General features: G+C 52.2%; 21 protein-coding genes. 8 read left to right on the top strand and 13 right to left on the bottom strand.

What is annotated here, in order from left to right; translation table 11 throughout:
* Positions 1-137: 137 nt before the first annotated feature.
* From htpX to ACSZO4_RS17560, 4 genes are all read right to left on the bottom strand, one after another.
* The gene (gene htpX / locus ACSZO4_RS17575; protein ID WP_437890325.1) at positions 138-1,019 is read right to left on the bottom strand and encodes a protease HtpX; all 882 of its coding nucleotides are present in this window, start codon (positions 1,017-1,019) and stop codon (positions 138-140) included.
* Positions 1,020-1,215: 196 nt separating this feature from the next.
* Positions 1,216-3,264 carry a carboxy terminal-processing peptidase gene (prc, locus tag ACSZO4_RS17570; protein ID WP_437890324.1) on the bottom strand — a complete coding sequence of 683 codons (2,049 nt, stop codon included), beginning with the start codon at positions 3,262-3,264 and terminating at the stop codon, positions 1,216-1,218.
* Positions 3,265-3,283: 19 nt separating this feature from the next.
* On the bottom strand, positions 3,284-3,973 hold the full coding sequence (proQ, locus tag ACSZO4_RS17565; RefSeq protein WP_437890323.1) for an RNA chaperone ProQ: 690 nt from the start codon (positions 3,971-3,973) through the stop codon (positions 3,284-3,286).
* Between the two features lie 96 nt (positions 3,974-4,069).
* On the bottom strand, positions 4,070-4,567 hold the full coding sequence (locus ACSZO4_RS17560) for a GAF domain-containing protein (RefSeq protein WP_437890322.1): 498 nt from the start codon (positions 4,565-4,567) through the stop codon (positions 4,070-4,072).
* Between the two features lie 134 nt (positions 4,568-4,701).
* On the opposite strand from ACSZO4_RS17560, the gene yebS reads away from it, so the two are divergent.
* The 5 genes from yebS to ACSZO4_RS17535 all read left to right on the top strand — a co-directional run bounded on the left by yebS (position 4,702) and on the right by ACSZO4_RS17535 (position 10,757).
* On the top strand, positions 4,702-5,985 hold the full coding sequence (gene yebS / locus ACSZO4_RS17555) for a membrane integrity lipid transport subunit YebS (protein ID WP_437890321.1): 1,284 nt from the start codon (positions 4,702-4,704) through the stop codon (positions 5,983-5,985).
* Positions 5,954-8,587: an MlaD family protein gene (locus ACSZO4_RS17550; RefSeq protein ID WP_437890320.1), complete on the top strand. Its 2,634-nt coding sequence runs from the start codon at positions 5,954-5,956 to the stop codon at positions 8,585-8,587. Before yebS ends, ACSZO4_RS17550 begins: the two co-directional genes overlap by 32 nt.
* An 80-nt stretch (positions 8,588-8,667) precedes the next feature.
* Positions 8,668-10,110, top strand: a complete 1,443-nt coding sequence (gene rsmF / locus ACSZO4_RS17545) for a 16S rRNA (cytosine(1407)-C(5))-methyltransferase RsmF (protein WP_437890326.1) — start codon at positions 8,668-8,670, stop codon at positions 10,108-10,110.
* Between the two features lie 111 nt (positions 10,111-10,221).
* Positions 10,222-10,461 (top strand): YebV family protein, encoded by a 240-nt coding sequence (locus tag ACSZO4_RS17540; protein WP_437890319.1) that lies wholly within the window; start codon positions 10,222-10,224, stop codon positions 10,459-10,461.
* A 104-nt stretch (positions 10,462-10,565) separates the two neighbouring features.
* Positions 10,566-10,757 carry a YebW family protein gene (locus ACSZO4_RS17535; RefSeq protein WP_437890318.1) on the top strand — a complete coding sequence of 64 codons (192 nt, stop codon included), beginning with the start codon at positions 10,566-10,568 and terminating at the stop codon, positions 10,755-10,757.
* Here ACSZO4_RS17535 and pphA read toward each other — a convergent pair whose 3' ends face one another.
* Positions 10,758-11,402, bottom strand: a complete 645-nt coding sequence (pphA, locus tag ACSZO4_RS17530) for a protein-serine/threonine phosphatase (RefSeq protein WP_437890317.1) — start codon at positions 11,400-11,402, stop codon at positions 10,758-10,760.
* 171 nt (positions 11,403-11,573) lie between these two features.
* On the opposite strand from pphA, the gene ACSZO4_RS17525 reads away from it, so the two are divergent.
* The gene (locus tag ACSZO4_RS17525) at positions 11,574-12,515 is read left to right on the top strand and encodes a VirK/YbjX family protein (protein WP_437890316.1); all 942 of its coding nucleotides are present in this window, start codon (positions 11,574-11,576) and stop codon (positions 12,513-12,515) included.
* A gap of 527 nt (positions 12,516-13,042) precedes the next feature.
* Here ACSZO4_RS17525 and ACSZO4_RS17520 read toward each other — a convergent pair.
* The 5 genes from ACSZO4_RS17520 to yobA form a co-directional block, all read right to left on the bottom strand.
* Positions 13,043-13,261, bottom strand: a complete 219-nt coding sequence (locus tag ACSZO4_RS17520) for a hypothetical protein (protein ID WP_437890315.1) — start codon at positions 13,259-13,261, stop codon at positions 13,043-13,045.
* Between the two features lie 67 nt (positions 13,262-13,328).
* Positions 13,329-13,820 carry a GNAT family N-acetyltransferase gene (locus ACSZO4_RS17515; RefSeq protein ID WP_437890314.1) on the bottom strand — a complete coding sequence of 164 codons (492 nt, stop codon included), beginning with the start codon at positions 13,818-13,820 and terminating at the stop codon, positions 13,329-13,331.
* Positions 13,821-14,301: 481 nt separating this feature from the next.
* Positions 14,302-14,637 (bottom strand): YebY family protein, encoded by a 336-nt coding sequence (locus ACSZO4_RS17510; RefSeq protein ID WP_437890313.1) that lies wholly within the window; start codon positions 14,635-14,637, stop codon positions 14,302-14,304.
* A 12-nt stretch (positions 14,638-14,649) separates the two neighbouring features.
* The gene (copD, locus tag ACSZO4_RS17505; protein WP_437890312.1) at positions 14,650-15,519 is read right to left on the bottom strand and encodes a copper homeostasis membrane protein CopD; all 870 of its coding nucleotides are present in this window, start codon (positions 15,517-15,519) and stop codon (positions 14,650-14,652) included.
* 3 nt (positions 15,520-15,522) lie between these two features.
* Entirely contained in the window at positions 15,523-15,897 is a 375-nt protein-coding gene (gene yobA / locus ACSZO4_RS17500; protein WP_437890311.1) for a CopC domain-containing protein YobA, read from the bottom strand.
* 136 nt (positions 15,898-16,033) lie between these two features.
* Here yobA and ACSZO4_RS17495 point away from each other — a divergent pair, with 136 nt between their 5' ends.
* Together ACSZO4_RS17495 and exoX are read left to right on the top strand one after the other, a co-directional pair.
* Positions 16,034-16,264 (top strand): DNA polymerase III subunit theta, encoded by a 231-nt coding sequence (locus ACSZO4_RS17495; RefSeq protein WP_437890310.1) that lies wholly within the window; start codon positions 16,034-16,036, stop codon positions 16,262-16,264.
* Entirely contained in the window at positions 16,261-16,938 is a 678-nt protein-coding gene (gene exoX / locus ACSZO4_RS17490) for an exodeoxyribonuclease X (protein WP_437890309.1), read from the top strand. The genes ACSZO4_RS17495 and exoX overlap by 4 nt, the downstream gene beginning before the upstream one ends.
* Here exoX and ptrB read toward each other — a convergent pair.
* From ptrB to ACSZO4_RS17475, 3 genes are all read right to left on the bottom strand, one after another.
* A complete protein-coding gene (ptrB, locus tag ACSZO4_RS17485) occupies positions 16,935-18,995 on the bottom strand; it encodes an oligopeptidase B (RefSeq protein WP_437890308.1) in 2,061 nt (686 codons plus the stop codon). The two genes, exoX and ptrB, sit on opposite strands and share 4 nt — an antisense overlap.
* Before the next feature lie 78 nt (positions 18,996-19,073).
* Positions 19,074-19,733, bottom strand: a complete 660-nt coding sequence (locus ACSZO4_RS17480; RefSeq protein ID WP_437890307.1) for a tellurite resistance TerB family protein — start codon at positions 19,731-19,733, stop codon at positions 19,074-19,076.
* A gap of 106 nt (positions 19,734-19,839) precedes the next feature.
* Positions 19,840-20,181 carry a YebG family protein gene (locus tag ACSZO4_RS17475; protein ID WP_437890306.1) on the bottom strand — a complete coding sequence of 114 codons (342 nt, stop codon included), beginning with the start codon at positions 20,179-20,181 and terminating at the stop codon, positions 19,840-19,842.
* Positions 20,182-20,282: the final 101 nt, after the last annotated feature.

Below are 20,282 nucleotides of genomic sequence, written 5' to 3'. Positions count from 1 at the left end.
AAAGCCGGGGCAGAAAGACAGGAAAATATCGCGATCGCGACCTGCGGTCGCTACAAAAACAAAACCCCACGAAAAACATGGGGTTCGTCAGCAATCTGAAGCGCGTCAGTGACGCGCTTTTTTACTTTACTGGCGGCTTACTTCAGGTAGGCGCCACTACGCAGTGCTTCAATACGTTTGTCCAGCGGCGGGTGACTCATAAACAGCTCACTCAGGGATTTCGATTTGCCGTTGATGCAAAACGCCATCATGGTGCTGGCTTCCTGCGGCTCATAGCTGGTTTTCAGGCGCTGAAGTGCGGCAATCATCTTCTCACGACCCACCAGCTTCGCTGAGCCGGCGTCAGCGTGGAATTCGCGGTGACGCGAGAACCACATCGTGATGATGCTGGCAAGAATACCAAACAGCAGTTCAAGTACCATAGAGACGACAAAATAGATCATGGGGTTGCCGTTACTCTCTTCACCTTCATCCCGGTTACCGCCCATAAAACCTGCGGCGATTTGCGCCAGAATACGCGAAATAAAGATAACGAAGGTATTAACCACCCCCTGAATCAGGGTCATGGTGACCATATCGCCATTTGCGATGTGGCTGATTTCATGCGCGATAACCGCTTCAGCTTCATCACGACTCATGTTTTGTAGCAGTCCGGAACTGACAGCTACCAGCGATGCATCGCGGCGAGCGCCGGTGGCAAAGGCGTTGATATCCGGCGCGTGGTAGATAGCAACCTGTGGCATAGCAATACCCGCCTGGCGGGACTGGTTAGCCACCGTGTCCATCAGCCAGCGTTCCATCTCATTACGTGGCTGCTCAATAACTTCACCACCCACCGATTTCAGCGCCATCCATTTCGACATCAGTAACGAAATGAAGGAGCCACCAAAACCGAACAGCAACGCCATAATCATTAATCCCTGGACGCTGCTCGAACGAATACCCGTCAAACTGAGCACAAGGCCAAACACTAACATTACAGCCAGGTTAGTCAGCAGGAAGAGTGCTATTCGCATCATAATTTTCTTTTAACCTCTGTTTAACAACACGCACTATGCGATTACCCACATCGTATGGGTAATAACGCTTTTTTCAAGCATCAGGATGCCGTAAGTGACCAGAAAGACACAACTTTACATTTTGTAGCACAATGCTTACGCCATGATGAGTTTGTTAAAAAAACAGGCACAATTTCTTGTGCCTGTTTGGGAAGGGTTATTTTGCGGGCGCGAGTTGTGCCGCTGACGTGTCTTTGTCCATTGCAGCAAGATCAAGCGCAATGTGAACCGTTTCATCCAGATAAGGATCCGGCTCTTTGTAGTCTTTCGGTAGATCGTCGAGTTTTTTCAGCAACGGTTTCCCTTCTCGCTTCAAACGATCGTTGAGACGGCTCAGACGAATGGCATCATCTTCCGCATTCTCTTTCTCACGCTGAACAAGATTCAGGGAGACCTGGTTGCGCTTATCTTTAAGGGCATTGAAACGGGCAATATCCTTGAAGATGTACTGGAACTCAGGATCTTTGGCAATACGCTCATCATGCTTTTTCAGCAACTCAGCGCCAAAGGGTTTCATATCTCCGTACTTCGTAAAGGTGGCAGCATTGATGCTGTCCCACGGCAATGCGTTGTCTTCGAATTTTTCGCCCGTTTCGGTTTCTTGAGTGCCGGTTGGCATAATGATGTCCGGTGTAACACCTTTGCGCTGCGTGCTGCCGCCGTTAACACGATAGAATTTCTGGATGGTGTACTGGACTGAACCTAATGCAGGCCATTCCGGACGCAGCATCTGGTCATAAATACGGTTCAGCGAACGGTATTGCTGCACGGTACCTTTACCAAAGGTGGGTTCACCCACGATCAGCGCGCGACCATAATCCTGCATTGCGGCAGCGAAAATTTCCGACGCGGAAGCGCTGAAACGATCGACCAGCACAACAAGGGGTCCTTTGTAATACACGACGCCATCGGTATCGCTATCTTCACGAACTTTGCCATTGTTATCGCGAACCTGCACCATCGGACCGGACGGAATAAACAAGCCGGAGAGCGAAACCGCTTCGGTCAGTGCCCCACCGCCGTTGGTACGCAGATCGATAACCACGCTGCTGACGTTCTGTTTTTCCAGTTTCTGCAACTGAACCTTCACGTCATCGGTCAGACCGACATAGAACCCAGGGATATCAAGCACCCCTACTTTCTCTTTGCCGACGGTTTTCACTGACATTTTTACCGCACGGTCTTCGAGACGGATCCGCTCACGGGTCAACGTAATGGTGCGCGTTTTGGTGCCTTTACCCGCAGGTAAAATCTCCAGACGCACCTTACTGCCTTTCGGCCCTTTGATCAGCGCAACCACATCATCCAGACGCCAGCCGATAACATCGACCATATTCTGCCCGGTTTGCCCGACGCCTACGATCCTGTCACCCACGCTGATGGTTTTGCTCCTGGCAGCCGGTCCACCGGCAACCATTGAATTAATGACGGTATAGTCATCATCCATTTGCAGCACGGCGCCAATTCCTTCCAGAGAGAGACTCATCTCGGTATTGAATTGTTCAGTGTTACGCGGCGACAGATAGTTGGTATGAGGATCGATTTCGCGCGCAAAAGAGGTCATCGCCAGCGAGAACACATCTTCGCTGTTGGTCTGTGCCAGACGACGAATCGCAAATTTGTAGCGACGCGTGAGGGTGTCACGCACTTCCTGATCGGTCTTATCAGTAAGCTTGAGACTCAACTGATCGTATTTGACCTTGCTATCCCACAGCGCATCCAGCTCAGCCTGATCTTTCGGCCAGGGCGCTTTGCTGCGGTCAAGGTTAAAGGTGTCATTGCCGGTAAAGTCCATTGGACGTTCCAGCACTTTGAGCGCGTACTGATAACGTTCAAAACGACGTTTCTGTGCGAGGTTATAAAGATCGTAGAACACGTCCAGTTTGCCGCTGCGCAATTCATCGCCCAGCACGTTTTTCTTCTGCGCAAACTGTTCAACATCGCTGGACAGCAGCACATTGTGGCTATAATCCAGCAGATTTAAATACCTTTCGAAAATCTTAGCCGAAAAGGCCTGATCCAGATCGAATTGACGATAATGGGAACGCGTAAAACGCGACGTAATACGCTCGCTCACCGTCGCATGCTGCATCTCTTCCTTCAGTACCGGAATTTGATCAGCACGCGTAATATCTTCTACTGCGAACACCTGGCCTGTTATTAACAACAGGCCAGCCAACGCGGTGCGCTTAAACAAAGTGTTCATGCCAGGCGAGGCCTCCGTTTCAGAACATCAAATGTTCTGCGCGTACAATCATCGACATACCCGAAGTAAGCTGTACGCGAACGCCATCTTTGGTGATTTCCAGAACGGTGGCATCCATCGCATTATTACCAGCTTTAACCTTAAGGTTTTGACCCACGGTCAGCACAGATAAGTCTGAAACTGGCGTGTGGCGCTCTTCCTTAGGTGCACGTTGGGGTTTTGCGACAGGTTTATCAGCACGCGCTTTTTGCTCACCGCCTTCTTTGCGACGAGGGACCGGGCGTGGCTTACGCTCACGGCGCGGCGCGTCTTCGCCTTCGGCAGAAGAGACACCAGCAGCTTCACGTTTTTTCGCTTGCTGCTCAGCACGCTGTGCCTGAACACGGGCTTTCGCTTCTTCAAGCTGTTTGCGAGCGTGCTCTACATGTTGCTCATCCAGGGCGCCGCAGGCGTTACCGTCGAGATCAACACGGATCGCGCCAGCTTTGATACCGTACAGGTAACGCCAGCTCGATGTATAAAGACGTAAGGCTGAACGAAGCTGAGTTTTGCTGAGGCTCATTTCACCTTCAACACGCTCAACTAAATCCTGAAAAATTCCGATTTTCAGGGGGCGCGCTTCGCCTTCAGCACTGAAACAGTGAGGAAAACGTTCGGCCAGAAACGCGATAACTTCTTTACTGCTATTCAACTTAGGTTGATTTTCCATGAAATTTCCTGATTACAACGGACGTTGCCAACAAGCGCAGGCATGAACAGGCGTCATTATAATGACGCTATCAGTAATTGCTACGTTATCCGTTGATTATCCTGCGACGACCGTAAAGAATTTTTGATAATCGGTGTTTTCGAGAACGTTTTGCAGGTGTGAAACCAGTTCACACAAACCCTGTTCATCTTCAACTGCAAAGCGCGAAAACTCGACGCTATCGATATCCAGTACCCCAATAATCTGATTGTTCAGCGTAATCGGCAGGACAATTTCCGAATTACTGGCCGCATCACAGGCGATATGCCCATCAAACTGATGCACGTCCTCTACTCGCTGCACTCGGTTCTGCGCAACAGCCGTTCCACATACGCCACGGCCAACAGGGATCCGTACACAGGCCAGTTTGCCCTGGAAGGGGCCCAGAACCAGCGTGTCTCCCTCCAGCAGATAAAATCCCGCCCAGTTCACCCCATGCAGACGCTCAAATAACAATGCGCTGGTATTCGCCAGGGTGGCTAAAAAACTGGTCTCACCCGCCATTAATGCCTGAAAGTCACGGTTCAGTTCCGCGTAAAATTCTGTTTTGTTCATTTTCCCGTCACTTTAAGTCTTACGTCTTTCTTAATACTCTGACCTATTAAAATAAGCATTAATTGCATTGATGCTCAAGAAGTTCCCATCATGAGTTAAGATAGATACATTCCTGAGTTATTCATTTATGTGCAATGGCCCTCAAAAACCGACAGATAGCGCCCGCTAAAAAAATGGCCGTTCATGCCATCGGCAACGCCCTGCCCCGCGCACACTATCAGCGATGCCCGCAATGCGATACGCTTTTTGCACTGCCGGCCATGAAATCGCACCAAAGCGCCTTTTGCCCGTGCTGCGATGCCAAAATTCGTGATGGCCGGGACTGGTCATTAACGCGTCTTGCCGCCATGGCCTTAACCATGCTCTTGCTGATGCCCTTCGCCTGGAGTGAACCCCTGCTGCATCTGTACTTGCTCGGTGTACGGATTGACGCCGATCTGCTACAGGGCATCTGGCAAATCGTCGCCCAGGGCGATCCCCTTACTGCGGCGATGGTTCTGTTTTGTTCCGTGGGCGCGCCGCTGATCCTGGTCGCAGCCATCGCTTATTTGTGGCTGGGGAATATTCTGGGTATGAATCTTCGCCCCATCCTGTTGATGCTGGAAAAACTCAAAGAATGGGTGATGCTGGATATCTACCTGGTGGGGATCGGGGTGGCGTCAATCAAAGTGCAGGATTACGCCTTCCTGCGCCCCGGCGTTGGGCTTATCGCATTTATTGCCCTGGTGGTGCTCAGTATCATGACGATCATCCACCTCAACGTTGAGCAACTCTGGGAGCGCTTTTACCCTCAGCGTCCGGCAAAACGGCCTGATGAGAAGTTACGCGTCTGTCTGGGCTGCCATTTTACTGGTTTTCCGGACCCGCGAGGTCGCTGCCCTCGCTGCCATATACCGCTGCGTGACCGCCGTCGCCATAGCCTGCAGAAGAGCTGGGCGGCGCTAATCGCTTCCGTCATATTGCTGTTTCCGGCCAACCTGATGCCCATTTCCGTTATCTACGTCAACGGCGCCCGCCAGCAGGATACGATCCTCTCTGGCATCATCTCCCTTGGCAACAGCAATGTGGCCGTTGCCGCCGTGGTTTTTATCGCCAGTATTCTGGTGCCATTTACCAAAGTTATTGTCCTGTTTACACTTCTTCTGAGCATTCACTTTAAGTTTGAACAGGGACTACGCTCGCGCATTATTTTATTGCGCATTGTTAAATGGATTGGCCGTTGGTCGATGCTCGATTTGTTTGTTATTTCATTGACGATGTCATTGATTAACCGCGATCAGTTACTTGCTTTTACTATGGGACCGGCTGCGTTTTACTTCGGCGCAGCGGTTATGTTGACTATTCTTGCTGTGGAATGGCTGGACAGCCGCTTACTTTGGGATGCACATGAGTCAGGAAACCCCCGCTTCGCCGACTGAAGCGCGTATAAAAACCAAACGGCGCATTTCGCCCTTCTGGATTTTGCCCGTCATTGCGTTACTGATTGCCGGCTGGCTGGTCTGGAACAGTTATGAAGATCGCGGGAATACCGTCACTATCGACTTTATGTCTGCTGACGGTATTGTCGTTGGCCGCACGCCGGTGCGCTATCAGGGTGTGGAAGTGGGCACGGTGCAGGACATTCGCCTGAGCGAAGACCTCAAAAAAATCGAAGTCCGCGCCAGCATCAAAGCTAACATGAAGGACGCGCTGCGTAGCGATACCCAGTTCTGGCTGGTCACGCCAAAAGCCTCTCTGGCAGGCGTCTCTGGGCTGGACGCCCTGGTCGGCGGGAACTACATCGGCATGATGCCTGGCAAAGGTGACCCGCAGGAGCATTTTACCGCCCTCGATACACAACCCAAGTACCGGCTCAACAACGGCGAGCTGATGATCCATCTCCATGCCCCGGACCTGGGTTCACTTAACAGCGGTTCGCTGGTCTATTTTCGTAAAATTCCTGTTGGCCGTGTCTATGACTATTCCATTAACGCCAATAAACAGGGCGTCACCATCGACGTGTTGATCGAACGGCGCTTTACTAATCTGGTGAAAAAAGGCAGCCGTTTCTGGAACATTTCAGGCGTCAAGGCGGATGTGAGTTTAAGCGGTGCAAAAGTCGAGCTGGAAAGCCTGGCAGCGCTGGTGAATGGCGCCATTGCCTTTGATTCGCCGGATGCCTCAGCCGAGGCACGTCAGGACGATGAGTTTGGCCTGTATGAAGATCTCGCCCACAGCCAGCGTGGCGTGCTGATTAAGCTGGATTTGCCGGATGGCCAGGGTCTCAAGGCGGGCTCAACCGCGCTGATGTATCAGGGTCTTGAAGTCGGGGAACTCACCAAAATTAACCTTGAACCTGACGGCGGCGTAACCGGGGAGATGACCGTTGACCCGAGCGTGGTCAGTCTGTTTCGCGATAATACGCGCATTGAGATGCGCAGCCCGAAACTGTCGCTCAACAATCCCAGCGTCAGCGCCCTACTGACCGGCAGCACATTTGAACTGGTCCCCGGCGAAGGCGAACCGCGCAACCATTTTGTGGTGCTCCCGGCGGACAAAACGCTGTTGCAGGAGCCAGGCGTTGTCACTCTGACGCTGACCGCACCGGAAAGCTATGGCATTGATGCCGGGCAACCGCTGGTGCTGCATGGCGTGCAGGTCGGTCAGGTTCTGGATCGCATGTTGACCAACAAAGGGGTGACGTTCTCAATTGCTGTCGATCCGCAATATCGCGACCTGGTGCAGGGCGACAGCAAATTTGTGGTCAACAGCCGCCTTGATGTCAAAGTGGGCCTCGATGGCGTGGAGTTCCTCGCGGCCAGCGCCGGTGAATGGCTCAGCGGCGGTATCCGCATTCTGCCCGGCACTAAAGGTGAAATGAAACCCAGCTATCCGCTGTATGCCAATCTGGAAAAAGCGCTGGAGAACAGCCTCAGCGACCTGCCGACCACAAGCTTAACCTTGACCGCTGATACCCTGCCGGATGTCCAGGCCGGTTCAGTGGTGCTTTATCGTAAATTTCAGGTCGGTGAAATCATCACCGTTCGCCCGCGGGCAAACGCCTTTGATATTGAAGTCCATATTAAACCCGAATATCGCAACCTGCTGACCAACAACAGCGTCTTCTGGGCAGAAGGCGGAGCCAAAATTCAGCTCAATGGCAGCGGGTTAAGCGTCCAGGCTTCGCCGCTCTCCCGTGCGCTAAAAGGTGCCATCAGCTTTGATAACCTCAGTGGCGCTGGCGCCAGTGTGCGTAAAGGGGATAAGCGCATTCTGTATGCCTCTGAAACAGCGGCCCGGGCGGTCGGCAGCCAGATAACCCTCCATGCCTATGATGCGGGTAAACTCGCAGCCGGGATGCCGATTCGCTATCTGGGAATCGATATCGGGCAGATCTCTAATCTGCAATTGATTGCCGATCGCAGTGAGGTTCAGGCGACCGCCGTGTTGTACCCGGAATATGTGCAGACCTTTGCCCGCGGCGGCACGCGTTTCTCGGTGGTCACGCCGCAGATCTCTGCCGCCGGTGTTGAGCATCTTGATACCATCCTGCAGCCCTATATCAACGTTGAACCCGGACACGGTGAATCGCGGCGGGATTTTGAAATTCAGGAAACCACCATTACCGACTCCCGCTATCTCGATGGCCTCAATATTGTTGTTGAAGCGCCAGAAGCAGGATCGTTGAACATCGGGACGCCGGTGCTGTTTCGCGGCATCGAAGTCGGGACTGTCACCGGGCTGATGCTCGGCACGCTGTCTGACCGTGTCATGGTCGGCTTACGCATCAGCAAGCGCTACCAGCACCTGGTGCGTAATAACTCCGTTTTCTGGCTGGCGTCGGGGTATTCGCTGGACTTTGGCCTGACCGGCGGCGTGGTGAAAACCGGTACCTTCAACCAGTTCATCCGGGGTGGCGTCGCCTTTGCCACACCACCTGGGGTTCCGCTGGCCCCGAAAGCACAGCCACAGAAACATTTCCTGTTGCAGGAGAGTGAACCTAAAGAGTGGCGGCAATGGGGCACGGCACTGCCGCGCTGACCCTCTGAATGCTCCGGCGTGCCTGCGCCGGAGCGATTATGTTACACTGCGCGCCTGTTCGATTCCCGGTGGTGTACTTCGTGGCCCAAAATGCTGTTTATCTTCCCGATGAATTCCTGGCGCAAATGCGTGATGCAATGCCAGCTTCTCTCTCCTTCGACGATTTTATTGCTGCCTGCCAGCGTCCTTTGCGCCGTAGCATTCGCGTCAACACGCTTAAGATTTCTGTCGAAGATTTCCTGACTCTGGTCGCCCCCTACCACTGGCGCCTGACGCCCGTTCCCTGGTGTAGCGAAGGATTCTGGATCGAACGGGACGATGAAGACGCCGTGCCGCTGGGCAGTACCGCAGAACATCTCAGCGGTCTGTTTTATATTCAGGAAGCCAGCTCCATGCTGCCGGTCAGCGCCCTTTTTGCTGGCGACGAGATGCCCAGCCGGGTAATGGATGTGGCGGCGGCACCAGGCTCCAAGACGACGCAAATTGCGGCCCGTATGGGCAACCAGGGCGCGATCCTTGCCAATGAATATTCCGCCAGTCGCGTCAAAGTCCTGCACGCCAACATCAGCCGCTGCGGGATCTCGAATGTCGCGTTAACCCATTTTGATGGCCGGGTATTTGGCCCGGCGCTGCCGGAGATGTTTGACGCCATTCTGCTTGATGCTCCCTGCTCTGGCGAAGGAGTGGTGCGTAAAGATCCCGATGCCCTGAAAAACTGGTCCCACGCCAGCAATCTGGAGATCGCCGCTACCCAGCGCGAGCTGATTGACAGTGCATTTCATGCCCTGCGTCCTGGCGGCACCCTGGTCTATTCGACCTGCACCCTGAACCGGGATGAAAACGAAGCCATCTGCCACTGGCTGCAAGAGCAATACCCTGAAGCAGTTGAATTTCTGCCGTTAGGCGATCTGTTTACAGGGGCCTACCAGGCGCTGACCGCAGAAGGCTTTCTGCATGTTTTCCCGCAAATCTACGACTGCGAAGGCTTTTTTGTTGCCCGACTGCGCAAGAGTGCAGCAATTCCCCCACTGCCTGCGCCGCAATACAAAGTGGGGAACTTCCCCTTTAGCCCCATGAAACCTCGCGAAGCCGCGCTGCTGACCGCCGCCGCTGCGGAGGCGGGGCTTGGCTGGCAGAGCGAATTACGCCTCTGGCAACGTGATAAAGAGGTCTGGCTGTTTCCCGCCGCCATTGAGCCGCTTATCGGTAAGGTCCGTTTTTCGCGTATTGGACTGAAGCTTGCGGAAAGCCATAACAAAGGTTACCGCTGGCAGCATGAAGCGGTAATTGCGCTGGCGGGCGTCAATAATCCACTGGCGTTTGAGCTTTCTCACGCCGAGGCTGAGGAATGGTATCGCGGGCGTGATGTTTATCCCCTGACGCCGCCTGAAAGCCTGGATGTTATTGTGACGCACCAGCATCAGCCGTTAGGTCTGGCGCGAAGAATTGGCTCACGACTGAAAAACAGTTATCCCCGGGAACTGGTGCGCGATGGGCGATTATTTGCCGGTCACACCAAATAGCCGTTAAAAAAGGCATCTTCTGACTGGCATCTTGTTCTTTGTTGTACCAGGCTAAAAGTTGGGCGACCTTACTGGTCGTACCACACTTTTAATCCATCAACGGAGAGCATTATGACGAAAACCAGCGTGCGTATTGGCGCATTCGAAATCGATGATGCCGAGTTGCAGGGCGATAATCAGGGAGAACGGACGTTACACATTCCCTGTTCATCCGATCCGGATTTGTGTATGCAACTTGATGCCTGGGACGCGGAAACCAGCATTCCGGCGATCCTTGACGGCGAACATTCTGTTTTGTACCGCGAGCATTACGATCAAAAGTCTGATACCTGGGTCATGCGTCTTGCCTGATCCACCGGGAACCCGTCCGTAAGACGGGTTATTTGCCCACCTTATTTCCCCTGCCCCCATTCATCCCCTACACTTAGGTTATGTGGAAAGGATCCGAGGATGGAATGTTCGCACTGGTCTTATTTGTTTGTTACCTGGATGGCGGATGCGACGACATTGTGGTGGATGTCTTTAATACTGAAACACAGTGCCTGGTGGCGATGTATGACCAGCGCCTGCGCTATGGCGGCTGTTTTCCGCTGGAAGATTTCATTGACGGTTTCTGGCGTCCGGCGCAGGAATATAGCGATTTCTGATTACTGGACTTGCGCCAAAGTCAGCTCCCCGCCAAAGACTGCGCCAGTATCAATATAGTGCTGATTTTCACTGTCGAAACGCTGCTTAAGTGGCGTATGACCAAACCAGAAGTGATCTGCGCCAGTAATTATTGTCCCGTGTCCGGCCAGATGCTCGTTCAGGCGCGCCCTGCGCCATAAAATCGCCTCTTTATCCAGTGGCTGCTGCCAGCGATAGTGGGATGCGGGATAGTCCGCGTGGGCAATAATATTCACTCCGCTTTGGCAATGCAGTTCCAGAATATAAGGGAGTTGCTCACAGGCTCTCAGCGCCTTTTCCGCCTGCTGATGTTCCTCGCCCTTTAGCTGCGCAAACCAACGGCCTCCATTGAATAACCACATCGACATATCCTCTGCCTCCAGCGCATCAATGGCCATCTGTTCGTGGTTACCGCGCACACTTTTAAACCAGTATGTGTTCAGCAATAACAGGCAGCTCAGACTGTCCGGCCCCCGGTCAATCAGATCCCCCACGCTAATGAGTAAATCGAGTCGGGGATCGAAACGGCGCTCGCGTAATTGCGTAAGCAACAGCTGATGACAACCATGCAGATCGCCCACCAACCAGATATGACGCCATTTATTCCCATCGATACGCTGATACATAACCCCCCCTTATATTTAGTATAGAAGAAGGCTTGATTCTGTATACGTATGGTGGTTTCCGCCATGAACCTCAATCGCAGCTAAACGAACCCGAAATAAAGCTCAACGTAACGTTAATATACGCCCCGACAATCTCTAGAATGGCGGCTGAAACATTCAGAGGGCCATATCGTGTCGAATATCAGTCTGCAAACCAGTGACCTGCCACAACCCCATAGACATATAATTAGCGAACTGGTCACCGGCCGTTTAATCCCTGGACCTATCTGGCTCAAACGTAACTACCGGCTTAAATTTCTGTTACGTTCACTGCTATTCTGGCCCTCAACCGTAAAAATGCTTAATGCTTTATCCCGGCGTCCTGATTTTGAACAACAACTCAGCACCCAGGTGACGCTGCCCAGTAAATCTCATCGTCAGTATCTGACTTTAGGGCTAAATTCTGCCCAGCGTGCCAGTGCTGTCGTCAGCCATTATGACTGGGTCGATACACAGCTTTCTGCACCAGCAGCGGCGGCATTAACCGCGACGACGTCACAGCAGATCCTGCATTTTAAAGGCAAAGATGATGCAGACTTTTATGTCTACGCCTCCTGCGCTCATAAAGCTGAGCGAGAAGGGGAAAGCACGCTCTGGCTCTATGACGGTAATGAGACGCTGCTCGCCAGTGTGACCTTCAGTGTCGGCAGCGAGGCTGATGGGCGGACGCTGGTCATTGGTGGCCTGCAGGGACCACGTAAAAACGTTGCGCATGATGTGATTAAAGTCGCCACACGGGCATGCTACGGGCTTTTCCCTAAGCGCCTGCTGCTGGAGGTGTTGTGGCAAATGTGCGCCAGTACCGGTATCAGCGCGGTATATGGCGTGAGTGATAATGGTCATGTCTTTCGCGCACTGCGTTATCGGTTTAGTAAGGGTCGTCACTTCCATGCCAGTTACGATGAATTCTGGTCATCACTTGATGGCGTGAAGACGGATAAATATCGTTGGCGTTTGCCTTTGCAAATGACCCGCAAGCCCATCGAAGATATTGCCAGTAAAAAAAGAGCAGAATATCGTCGGCGCTTTCAGCTCCTTGATGATATACAGTCCAGCCTGGCGCAATTTTTCTAGTCCGCGCACCGGGCAGATAACATATCTGCCCGTTTTAATATCCCTCCATGTCATTTTTATCCTCCTTATCGCAATTGTGCATTTCACCAGACGCCGACTTCATATGCATAATATGTCTATCGTAATGACTAAAAACCTGTCCCGGCCCTGAATTTAAAATATGACGATATATCCTTAAACGGATTTTTTTCATGTTAGTGTATTTATTCAATTCCACGGGACGGAGGGGTTATTCCAAATCTTAAATTTATTTGTCCGGTATGCAGCGGGAATAAATTCTTTTTTACGCAATTCTGCCCTGAAAAAAATTATCCTCATGGGGCAATTTGTTCCGTCTGCGGCGCCCGACTAACAATCAAAACATGTCTTCCGAAAAGGCGCAGATGGATTAAGCAAGCCTCATAAATGCGGGGCCTCTCCTGAGGCCTCTCCACATTTTAAATTCAAAGGATCAGAGGGAAGAATATCCACGAACCGGGTAAGAAATTGAGTCGGCCACATTCAAACTGAATGCAGCACTTGTAGGGTTAGTAAAATTGTCGGATCGCCTGTTCAGTTTCACGCGCACTGACCAGGTCTGAAAACTTCGCAATCAAAAACTCCTCCCCATCCAGCACATAGGTTTCAATCGGCAGATCCAGGAAGGAACGCTGATCGTTTCTATAGCTGACTTTTTTCAGGTCATCAGCAACGGAAAGATGCTCGACCTTGCCACCGGGGAGTATTACCACAACATCTTTGCTCATGTCGTTATCCTCAGTTGTGTTTAAATTGTATACGACCTTAGCACAGCCTTTCGGTCATCGTCTCTTGTTATGTTTCCTCGACTTTTTCAGCCGATGCTGGCGAAAGATTGCGTACCATTACTGTGACCCATTCATTCTCGATATATTTCTCTTCAACACTCTGCCAGCCTAAATGGTGATAAAGCGCCTGCTGGTCAGGGGTGTAGAGCCAGAGAGCGGGATAGCCGGCCTTTGTTGCGGCATCAACCAGCGCCCGGATCAGTTTACCCGCAACGCCTTTACCACGATGTTCAGGCGCCGTAAGCACCTCACCCAACCAATATTTTCGCGCAGGAACATCCGTTAATTCCCAGGTGATAATACTTGCTGTTGCCATTAATACAGTCGATTCCAGCGCGACCAGCGTAATTTCATCCCCATTATCCGTACTCCTGGCCTTAAGACGCGTGATAATCTTCTCTTTTGATGACCAGCGTTCAAAATCCGACCATTCCTGGTGGAGTAAGTCAGCCAGCGGCTCGTATCCGTTATCCCAGTGGTGCAATGCTGTAATGATCATTCCCTTCTCCGTCGAAAAAATGGCTTTGCCACGGGCGAATTGGCCATTTTTTGATAATGACATTGCAACGGGCACGTTGGCGATACCCTTCGTAATAGTTAGCCAAAAAATACCTGGACGACACCATGGCAGAGTGTGGTATGGTCTGGGACGAATATGCGTTGTCCGGAGTTCTGGATGATGTCGTATTTTCCCGACAATTATCTTATCTTTCAGATAGATAAAAAAAGACCGAACACGATTCCTGTATTCGGTCCAGGGAAATGGCTCTTGGGAGAGAGCCGTGCGCTAAAAGTTGGCATTAATGCAGGCTAAGTCGCCTTGCCCTTTAAGAATAGATGACGGCGTCAGGTTTTCCAGTTTGCTGCTAAAGCGCTCTGAAAAATTCGGTTATCGGCACGCTTAAAAATGTTAAAACCGCAAGACCTGTTAAATAAGTCTTGCGGTTTTTTATTATTTGTCAGCAGGTTAGTTTAGATTTCTAACAAAGCTTCTCTGCCCGGGCGATAAAAGGCGCCAGACTCATCTTTTCACCAGCACGGGCGGGATCGTCAATCTGAATGATCGCTATTGGCTGCGCCGTGGTTTTACCGCTTTTCACCTGCTGTTCGGCAATATCATTCAGAGGATACTGCACCAGCGTGCTCGGATTGATCACATACAGCGCCTGGCCGGGCCGACAGGTCAGCATTACCTCTTCGCGGTTAAATGCCCATTTGTCTTTGCCAATCTCAAATCGGCTCACGGTAATGACCGAGGGAGCAGCAGAGGCAGCCGTCGAACAGGCCAGTAACAACATTATCAGGTATTTTTTCATCTTTTCCCCGGTTTAAAAGGGTTCCCATGTGGCGAACAGGCTTACAGCCGCCAGCGCGAGTGCGCCAAGCGCCACTTCGGTCCATGTCATTAAAATCAGTGAATATCGCGCCTGTGAATCTTTCAGGCTTAAGCGTGGCACCAGAACATACCTATTCACCAGCGCAATTGCCACCATTAGCGCCACCAGCGCACTTTTTAGCAATAGCGCCCGCCCCCAGGCCGTATCCCAGGGAACGCGACCTCCCTGGATCAACAGGGCGTTGATTACCCCTGTAGCCAGCACACCCGCCACAAAGAGATGCCCGTAACGTGAAAAACGCATCATCGCCATCACCGCATAGTTCTGCAGGCTTCGACGGACAAGTTTCATGCAGTAGATAACGGGCAGTAATCCACCAAACCAGGCGGCGGCACCGATCAAATGCAGAGCATGATTTGTGCGCTGAATAAAGCCCAGCGCCCCGTCGTTGATTGCGGCATGACCGACGCCTGCCATCAATAACAGCTGGGCGCCGCACAGCAGCAATAATCGCCCCTGATAACGCGGCTGGATCAGCGCGACACTCAGGGCCAGCATCGCTATCAGTATCTGCCAGATCCAGATACCACCGAAATGTGTATCGGCAAGGGCGAGCCATGTCTCAGGCTGCCATACATCATGCCAGCCATCGCCCATCATTCCGCCCTGAAGGGCATACATCAGCAGCGCGCTGAAGAATGACAAGCCGAGGCAGACCCGCTGGAACAACTGAAACTGGCGTGACAGCAACGGCTGTAAATGAAAGGGGGTCAGGCGGTTAATAAAGAGAGTGCAGCCAAAAACCAGCATCAACGTGCTGAAATGAATGAACCGCAGCCCAATAAAACTCGCCGTGAGCATGATTTACTTGAGGGTAAAACGATAAGAACCACGGGTTTTGTGCCCGTCGACAGAGACAACGTGCCAGTCAACGGTATAATCGCCAGAGGCTAAAGGCTGTTCCAGAGGGACAACCATCTGCGTTTTATCGCTGTCGCTACGCGTTGCCGGCCCTGTTTTTACCGCTTGATTTTGCGAATCAGTAACCGTTAAGCCGCTAAATTTAGGCTCTATACCTTCAGAAAAGTTTAAGGTAATGGCCGATGGGGCTGTAGCTATCTCGGTGTTGGCAGCTGGCGTTTGCGCCTTTAAATGCGCATGCGCAAAAACCTGCGGCGCGACGACAAGAGCACTGGCAAAAAGCAGCGCCCGACTAAAACCAGATGCAGTGAAACCCATATCAGCCATTCCTTTTCGTTATGTATTTAGCGCAGAGAATAACGCTGTATAATGTTTGCGTCGAGTATCATCTCAGCGGACTTGTCTTTGCGCGACAGGCTTAGTAACTTTTGCGGCCTAAACCCAGGAGAAACTCATGAATACGAATCTTGCCCAACTCCCGCAGGAAGAAATGGACAAAATTAACGTCGATCTGGCGGCTGCAAGCGTGGCATTTAAAGAGCGCTACAATATGCCGGTTATCGCCGAAGTCGTCGAGCGTGAGCAGCCAGAGCATCTGCGCAACTGGTTTCGTGAGCGCCTTATCACTCACCGCCTGAGTTCAGTGAACCTGTCGCGCCTCCCCTATGAGCCGAAAACCAAATGACCGCCAACACCCTCCTGCGGGTTATCGATACTGAAACCTGCGATTTGCAGGGCGGCATTGTCGAAGTCGCCTCAGTGGACGTGGTTGACGGGCAAATCGTTAACCCTATGAGCCATCTTGTGCGCCCGGACCGTCCCATCAGCCCGCAGGCCATGGCTATTCACCGCATTACAGAAGCGATGGTCGCCACTCAGCCCTGGATTGAAGAGGTGATCCCGCATTATTACGGTAGCGCGTGGTATGTTGCGCATAATGCCAGCTTTGACCGGCGCGTCCTGCCCGAGATGCCAGGCGAGTGGATTTGTACCATGAAGCTGGCACGCAGATTATGGCCGGGGATCAAATACAGCAATATGGCGCTGTATAAATCCCGCAAACTGAGCGTGCAGACGCCGCCTGGACTGCATCACCACCGGGCCTTGTATGATTGCTATATCACCGCCGCACTGCTGATCGATATTATGAATACCTCGGGCTGGACGCCGGATCAGATGGCGACAGTCACCGGCCGCCCGGCACTCGTAACGACCTTTACCTTTGGCAAATATCGCGGCAAACCTGTATCTGAAGTCGCTGAACGCGACCCCGGATATTTACGCTGGTTATTTAACAATCTGGAACGGATGAGCCCTGAGCTGCGGCTGACGCTCAAACATTATCTCGGCGACAACTAGCCATGCTCAGCACCCGGCAATGTACCCTGCGCAAGCCCTACCAGAAACGCGTACTCCATTGCCACCCCTTCCCAGGATTTGAAGCGGCCTGATTTTCCGCCATGTCCCGAATCCATGTCGGTACAAAGCAGCAGCAGATGGTTATCGGTTTTGTTGTCGCGGAGTTTTGCGACCCATTTCGCCGGTTCCCAGTACTGAACCTGTGAATCATGCAGTCCGGTTGTCACCAGTAAATGTGGATAAGCCTGAGCACTGACATTATCGTAAGGGCTGTAGCTTTTAATGTAGTGGTAGTAGGTTTCATCCTGTGGATCCCCCCACTCCTCAAATTCACCCGTGGTGAGAGGAATAGACTCATCAAGCATGGTGGTCAGCGTATCGACAAAAGGAACCTGCGCGACAACGCCATGAAACAGTTCAGGGCGCTGATTAATTACCGCTCCCAGCAACAACCCCCCTGCGCTTCCACCCATGCCATAACAGAAAAGTGGCGAACCGTAGCCCTGGGCCAGCAGTGAATCCGTCACGTCAATATAGTCATGGAAGGTGTTTTTCTTGGTCAGGAATTTACCGTCTTCATACCACTGCTGACCGAGCTCACCGCCCCCCCGGACATGCGCTATGGCAAAAACGAATCCCCGATCCAGTAAACTGAGTCGGCTACTGCTGAAATCTGCATCGGTACTGGCGCCGTATGAACCATAGCCATAGATAAGGATCGGATTCTCGCCCTTACGGAAGTGCTGGCGGTGATACACAAGGGATACCGGGATCTCAGCGCCGTCTCGCGCCCGCACCCACAGATGCTCGCTGCAATACTTGCTGGCGTCAAAACCCGCTACCGCCCTCTGCTTGAGCACTTTTCTTTCACCGGTGTCCATATCCAGTTCAAAGAGCGTATCCGGCGTGGTCATTGAGGAGTAACCGTAGCGCAGGCGGGATGTTTCCGGCTCAGGGTTATACGCAAGCCAGGTCACATAGGCCGGGTCATCAAAGGCAATCCCGGTCACTGCATGCGTTTTCAGGTTGATTTGCCGCAGGCTGGTCAACCCTCGCTGACGCTCCTCCACCACCAGCCAGTCGGTGAAAAGAGTAAAACCTTCCAGCATGACCTGTTCACGCGCCGGAATAACAACCTCCCAGTGCCGCTCATCGCGTCCTTTGCTGCGATAAAGACCAAAATTCTTACCGTCCCGGTTAGAGCGCAGATAGAAGGTATGCTGGAAATGGTCGAGGCTGTATTCATGATCCTTACGCCGCGGCAAAAAACAGACCGGCTGCGCATCAGGTAACTCAGCATCGAGTATCAGCATCTCACTGGTGGTGGCGCTGGAAAGATGGATAACAATGTAGTGCTGCGAAGTGGTTTTACTCAAACCCACATAGAATGTGTCATCCGGCTCTTCATAGATGAGTTCATCCTGCTGCGATGGCGTACCTACCCGATGACGCCAGATTTGGTAAGGCAACAGAGTCGTTTCATGCTTTCGCACGTAATAGATCGTTTCAGAGTCATTCGCCCAGACAAATTCCGGCTCGACATTATCGAGCATTTCCGGATACCAGTTTCCGCTTTCCAGATCGCAAAAACGCAGGCCGTACTGGCGACGGGATAAATAATCCTCCGCAATCGCCATCCGTTTATTGTCCGCGGTGATGGCAAAACCGCCGAAGGTATAGAATTCGCTATGTGCCGCGCGCTGATTGCCATCGAGCAGTATCTGCCACTCATCCGACCCTTCGCTTTCTACAGGCTGACGCTGATAAATTGCGTACTCGCAGCCTGGCTCATAGATATGCCGATAGCGATAGCCATTTTTTACATAAGGCGTAGAGATGTCATGGGGGGGAATGCGCGAGATAATCTCTGACAGCAGAGTCTGCTGGAGAGACTGTTGTGACGCCATCACGCAGCGCCCGTATTCATTTTCCTGGTGCAGATAGTCCAGCACCTCAGGCCTGGAACGTGAATCGTCCCGCAGCCAGTAGTAATTATCCAGACGTGTATCGCCATGAACGGTCATGACGTGGGGAACTTGCTTAGCTTTCGGCGGCATATCTGTTGTCTTATAAGTGTTACACCCTATAAGGGTGGCAAAAGCCGCCGCCGATGCAAGCGAAACGTGACAATATGGTTACTGCGGCAAGGCCAGCTTTTGCTGTTTGAGATCGGCTTCGATGCCGTCACGCACATCCTGTGGGATCTTCAGCGCATCCCCTAACGCGATCAGGTAGCTGCGCTCCATAAAATGGTCGATATCAATCGCGGCACAGCTGAGGAAGTAGACTTCCAGCGCCTCTTCTTCATTTTTTATATTATTCGCCAGTCGTTGGGGATCCAGCGGTTGTTCTATGGCTTGCGCCACCAGTGCCCGTCCCTGCTCTTCCACACCCGCTTCTCGCAGTTGCTGCTCGATGGCGGCACGTTCTTTATCATCAATATGTCCGTCACTTTTGGCCGCAAATACCAGCGCGAGGATCAGACGCTCAGTACGCACATCCAGGGGGGAGCTGGTTTGGCCAAACTGCGGTTCAGCCTGGTGCGCCGTGCGTACTTTGTCTTTGTATTTGTTCCAGAGTACGGAACCGGCAACCGCCCCACCGCCGACGAGCAGCGCACTGGTGCCATATTTTGCCAGTAATTTGCGAGATGATTTACTCGCAACCAGCAATCCTGCCAGTCCACCGAGTGCGCCAGGCACCAGTAGTTTACTTAACCCCTGATCCGCTGATGGAGAGGAAGATGAACCTTTCTGACCGAGAAGTGATTGTAATTGATTCAACCAGTTTGACATGATTCCCTCGCTTGACCGATTTGATAAAAGATCAGCGTAAGCGAGGAGTTGTCAGGAAATGTCTAAAACAGCAAAAGATGCGCAAATCTGTGACTAATTACCGTGCTCAGGCGGCAGAACGTTTGCTGGCTCGTTTGATGTCTACAGCGTCGGCAGACTCCGCGTCAGTAGCGGAAGGCTCAGCAACCTGAGCAATGTCTTCTGCGTCCGCAATCGGCAATTTGCCCGATTTGAAGATATGGCTGAGCACATCTTTTTGCTCCGCAAGCCACATCGCCATCTGGTCCCGCTGTTCATCCTCCAGCGTTACCGGGGCATTTCCCAGCCAGTTTTCCAGCACATCGGCCAGATCGAGCATTTTATCGTAAGCATCAGCTTCCTTTTTGCTGGTAAAAGACATTTTTTCCTCACCGTCACGAATCACAACATATTTAACTTCAACCGCCATGATACAGCCCCTTTGACCTGTTTATATATGGGTCTTCCCCGATTATGGTGGGAAGACTCAGAACGCCATATTCAGCTTCCCGTAGTGGAACATCACTCCCA

The organism is Phytobacter sp. V91 (assembly GCF_965644225.1).
Taxonomy (GTDB): domain Bacteria; phylum Pseudomonadota; class Gammaproteobacteria; order Enterobacterales; family Enterobacteriaceae; genus CBFFRJ01.
The sequence above is the reverse complement of the archived record's forward strand: the minus strand, read 5'-3'. Positions and strand labels throughout refer to the sequence as shown.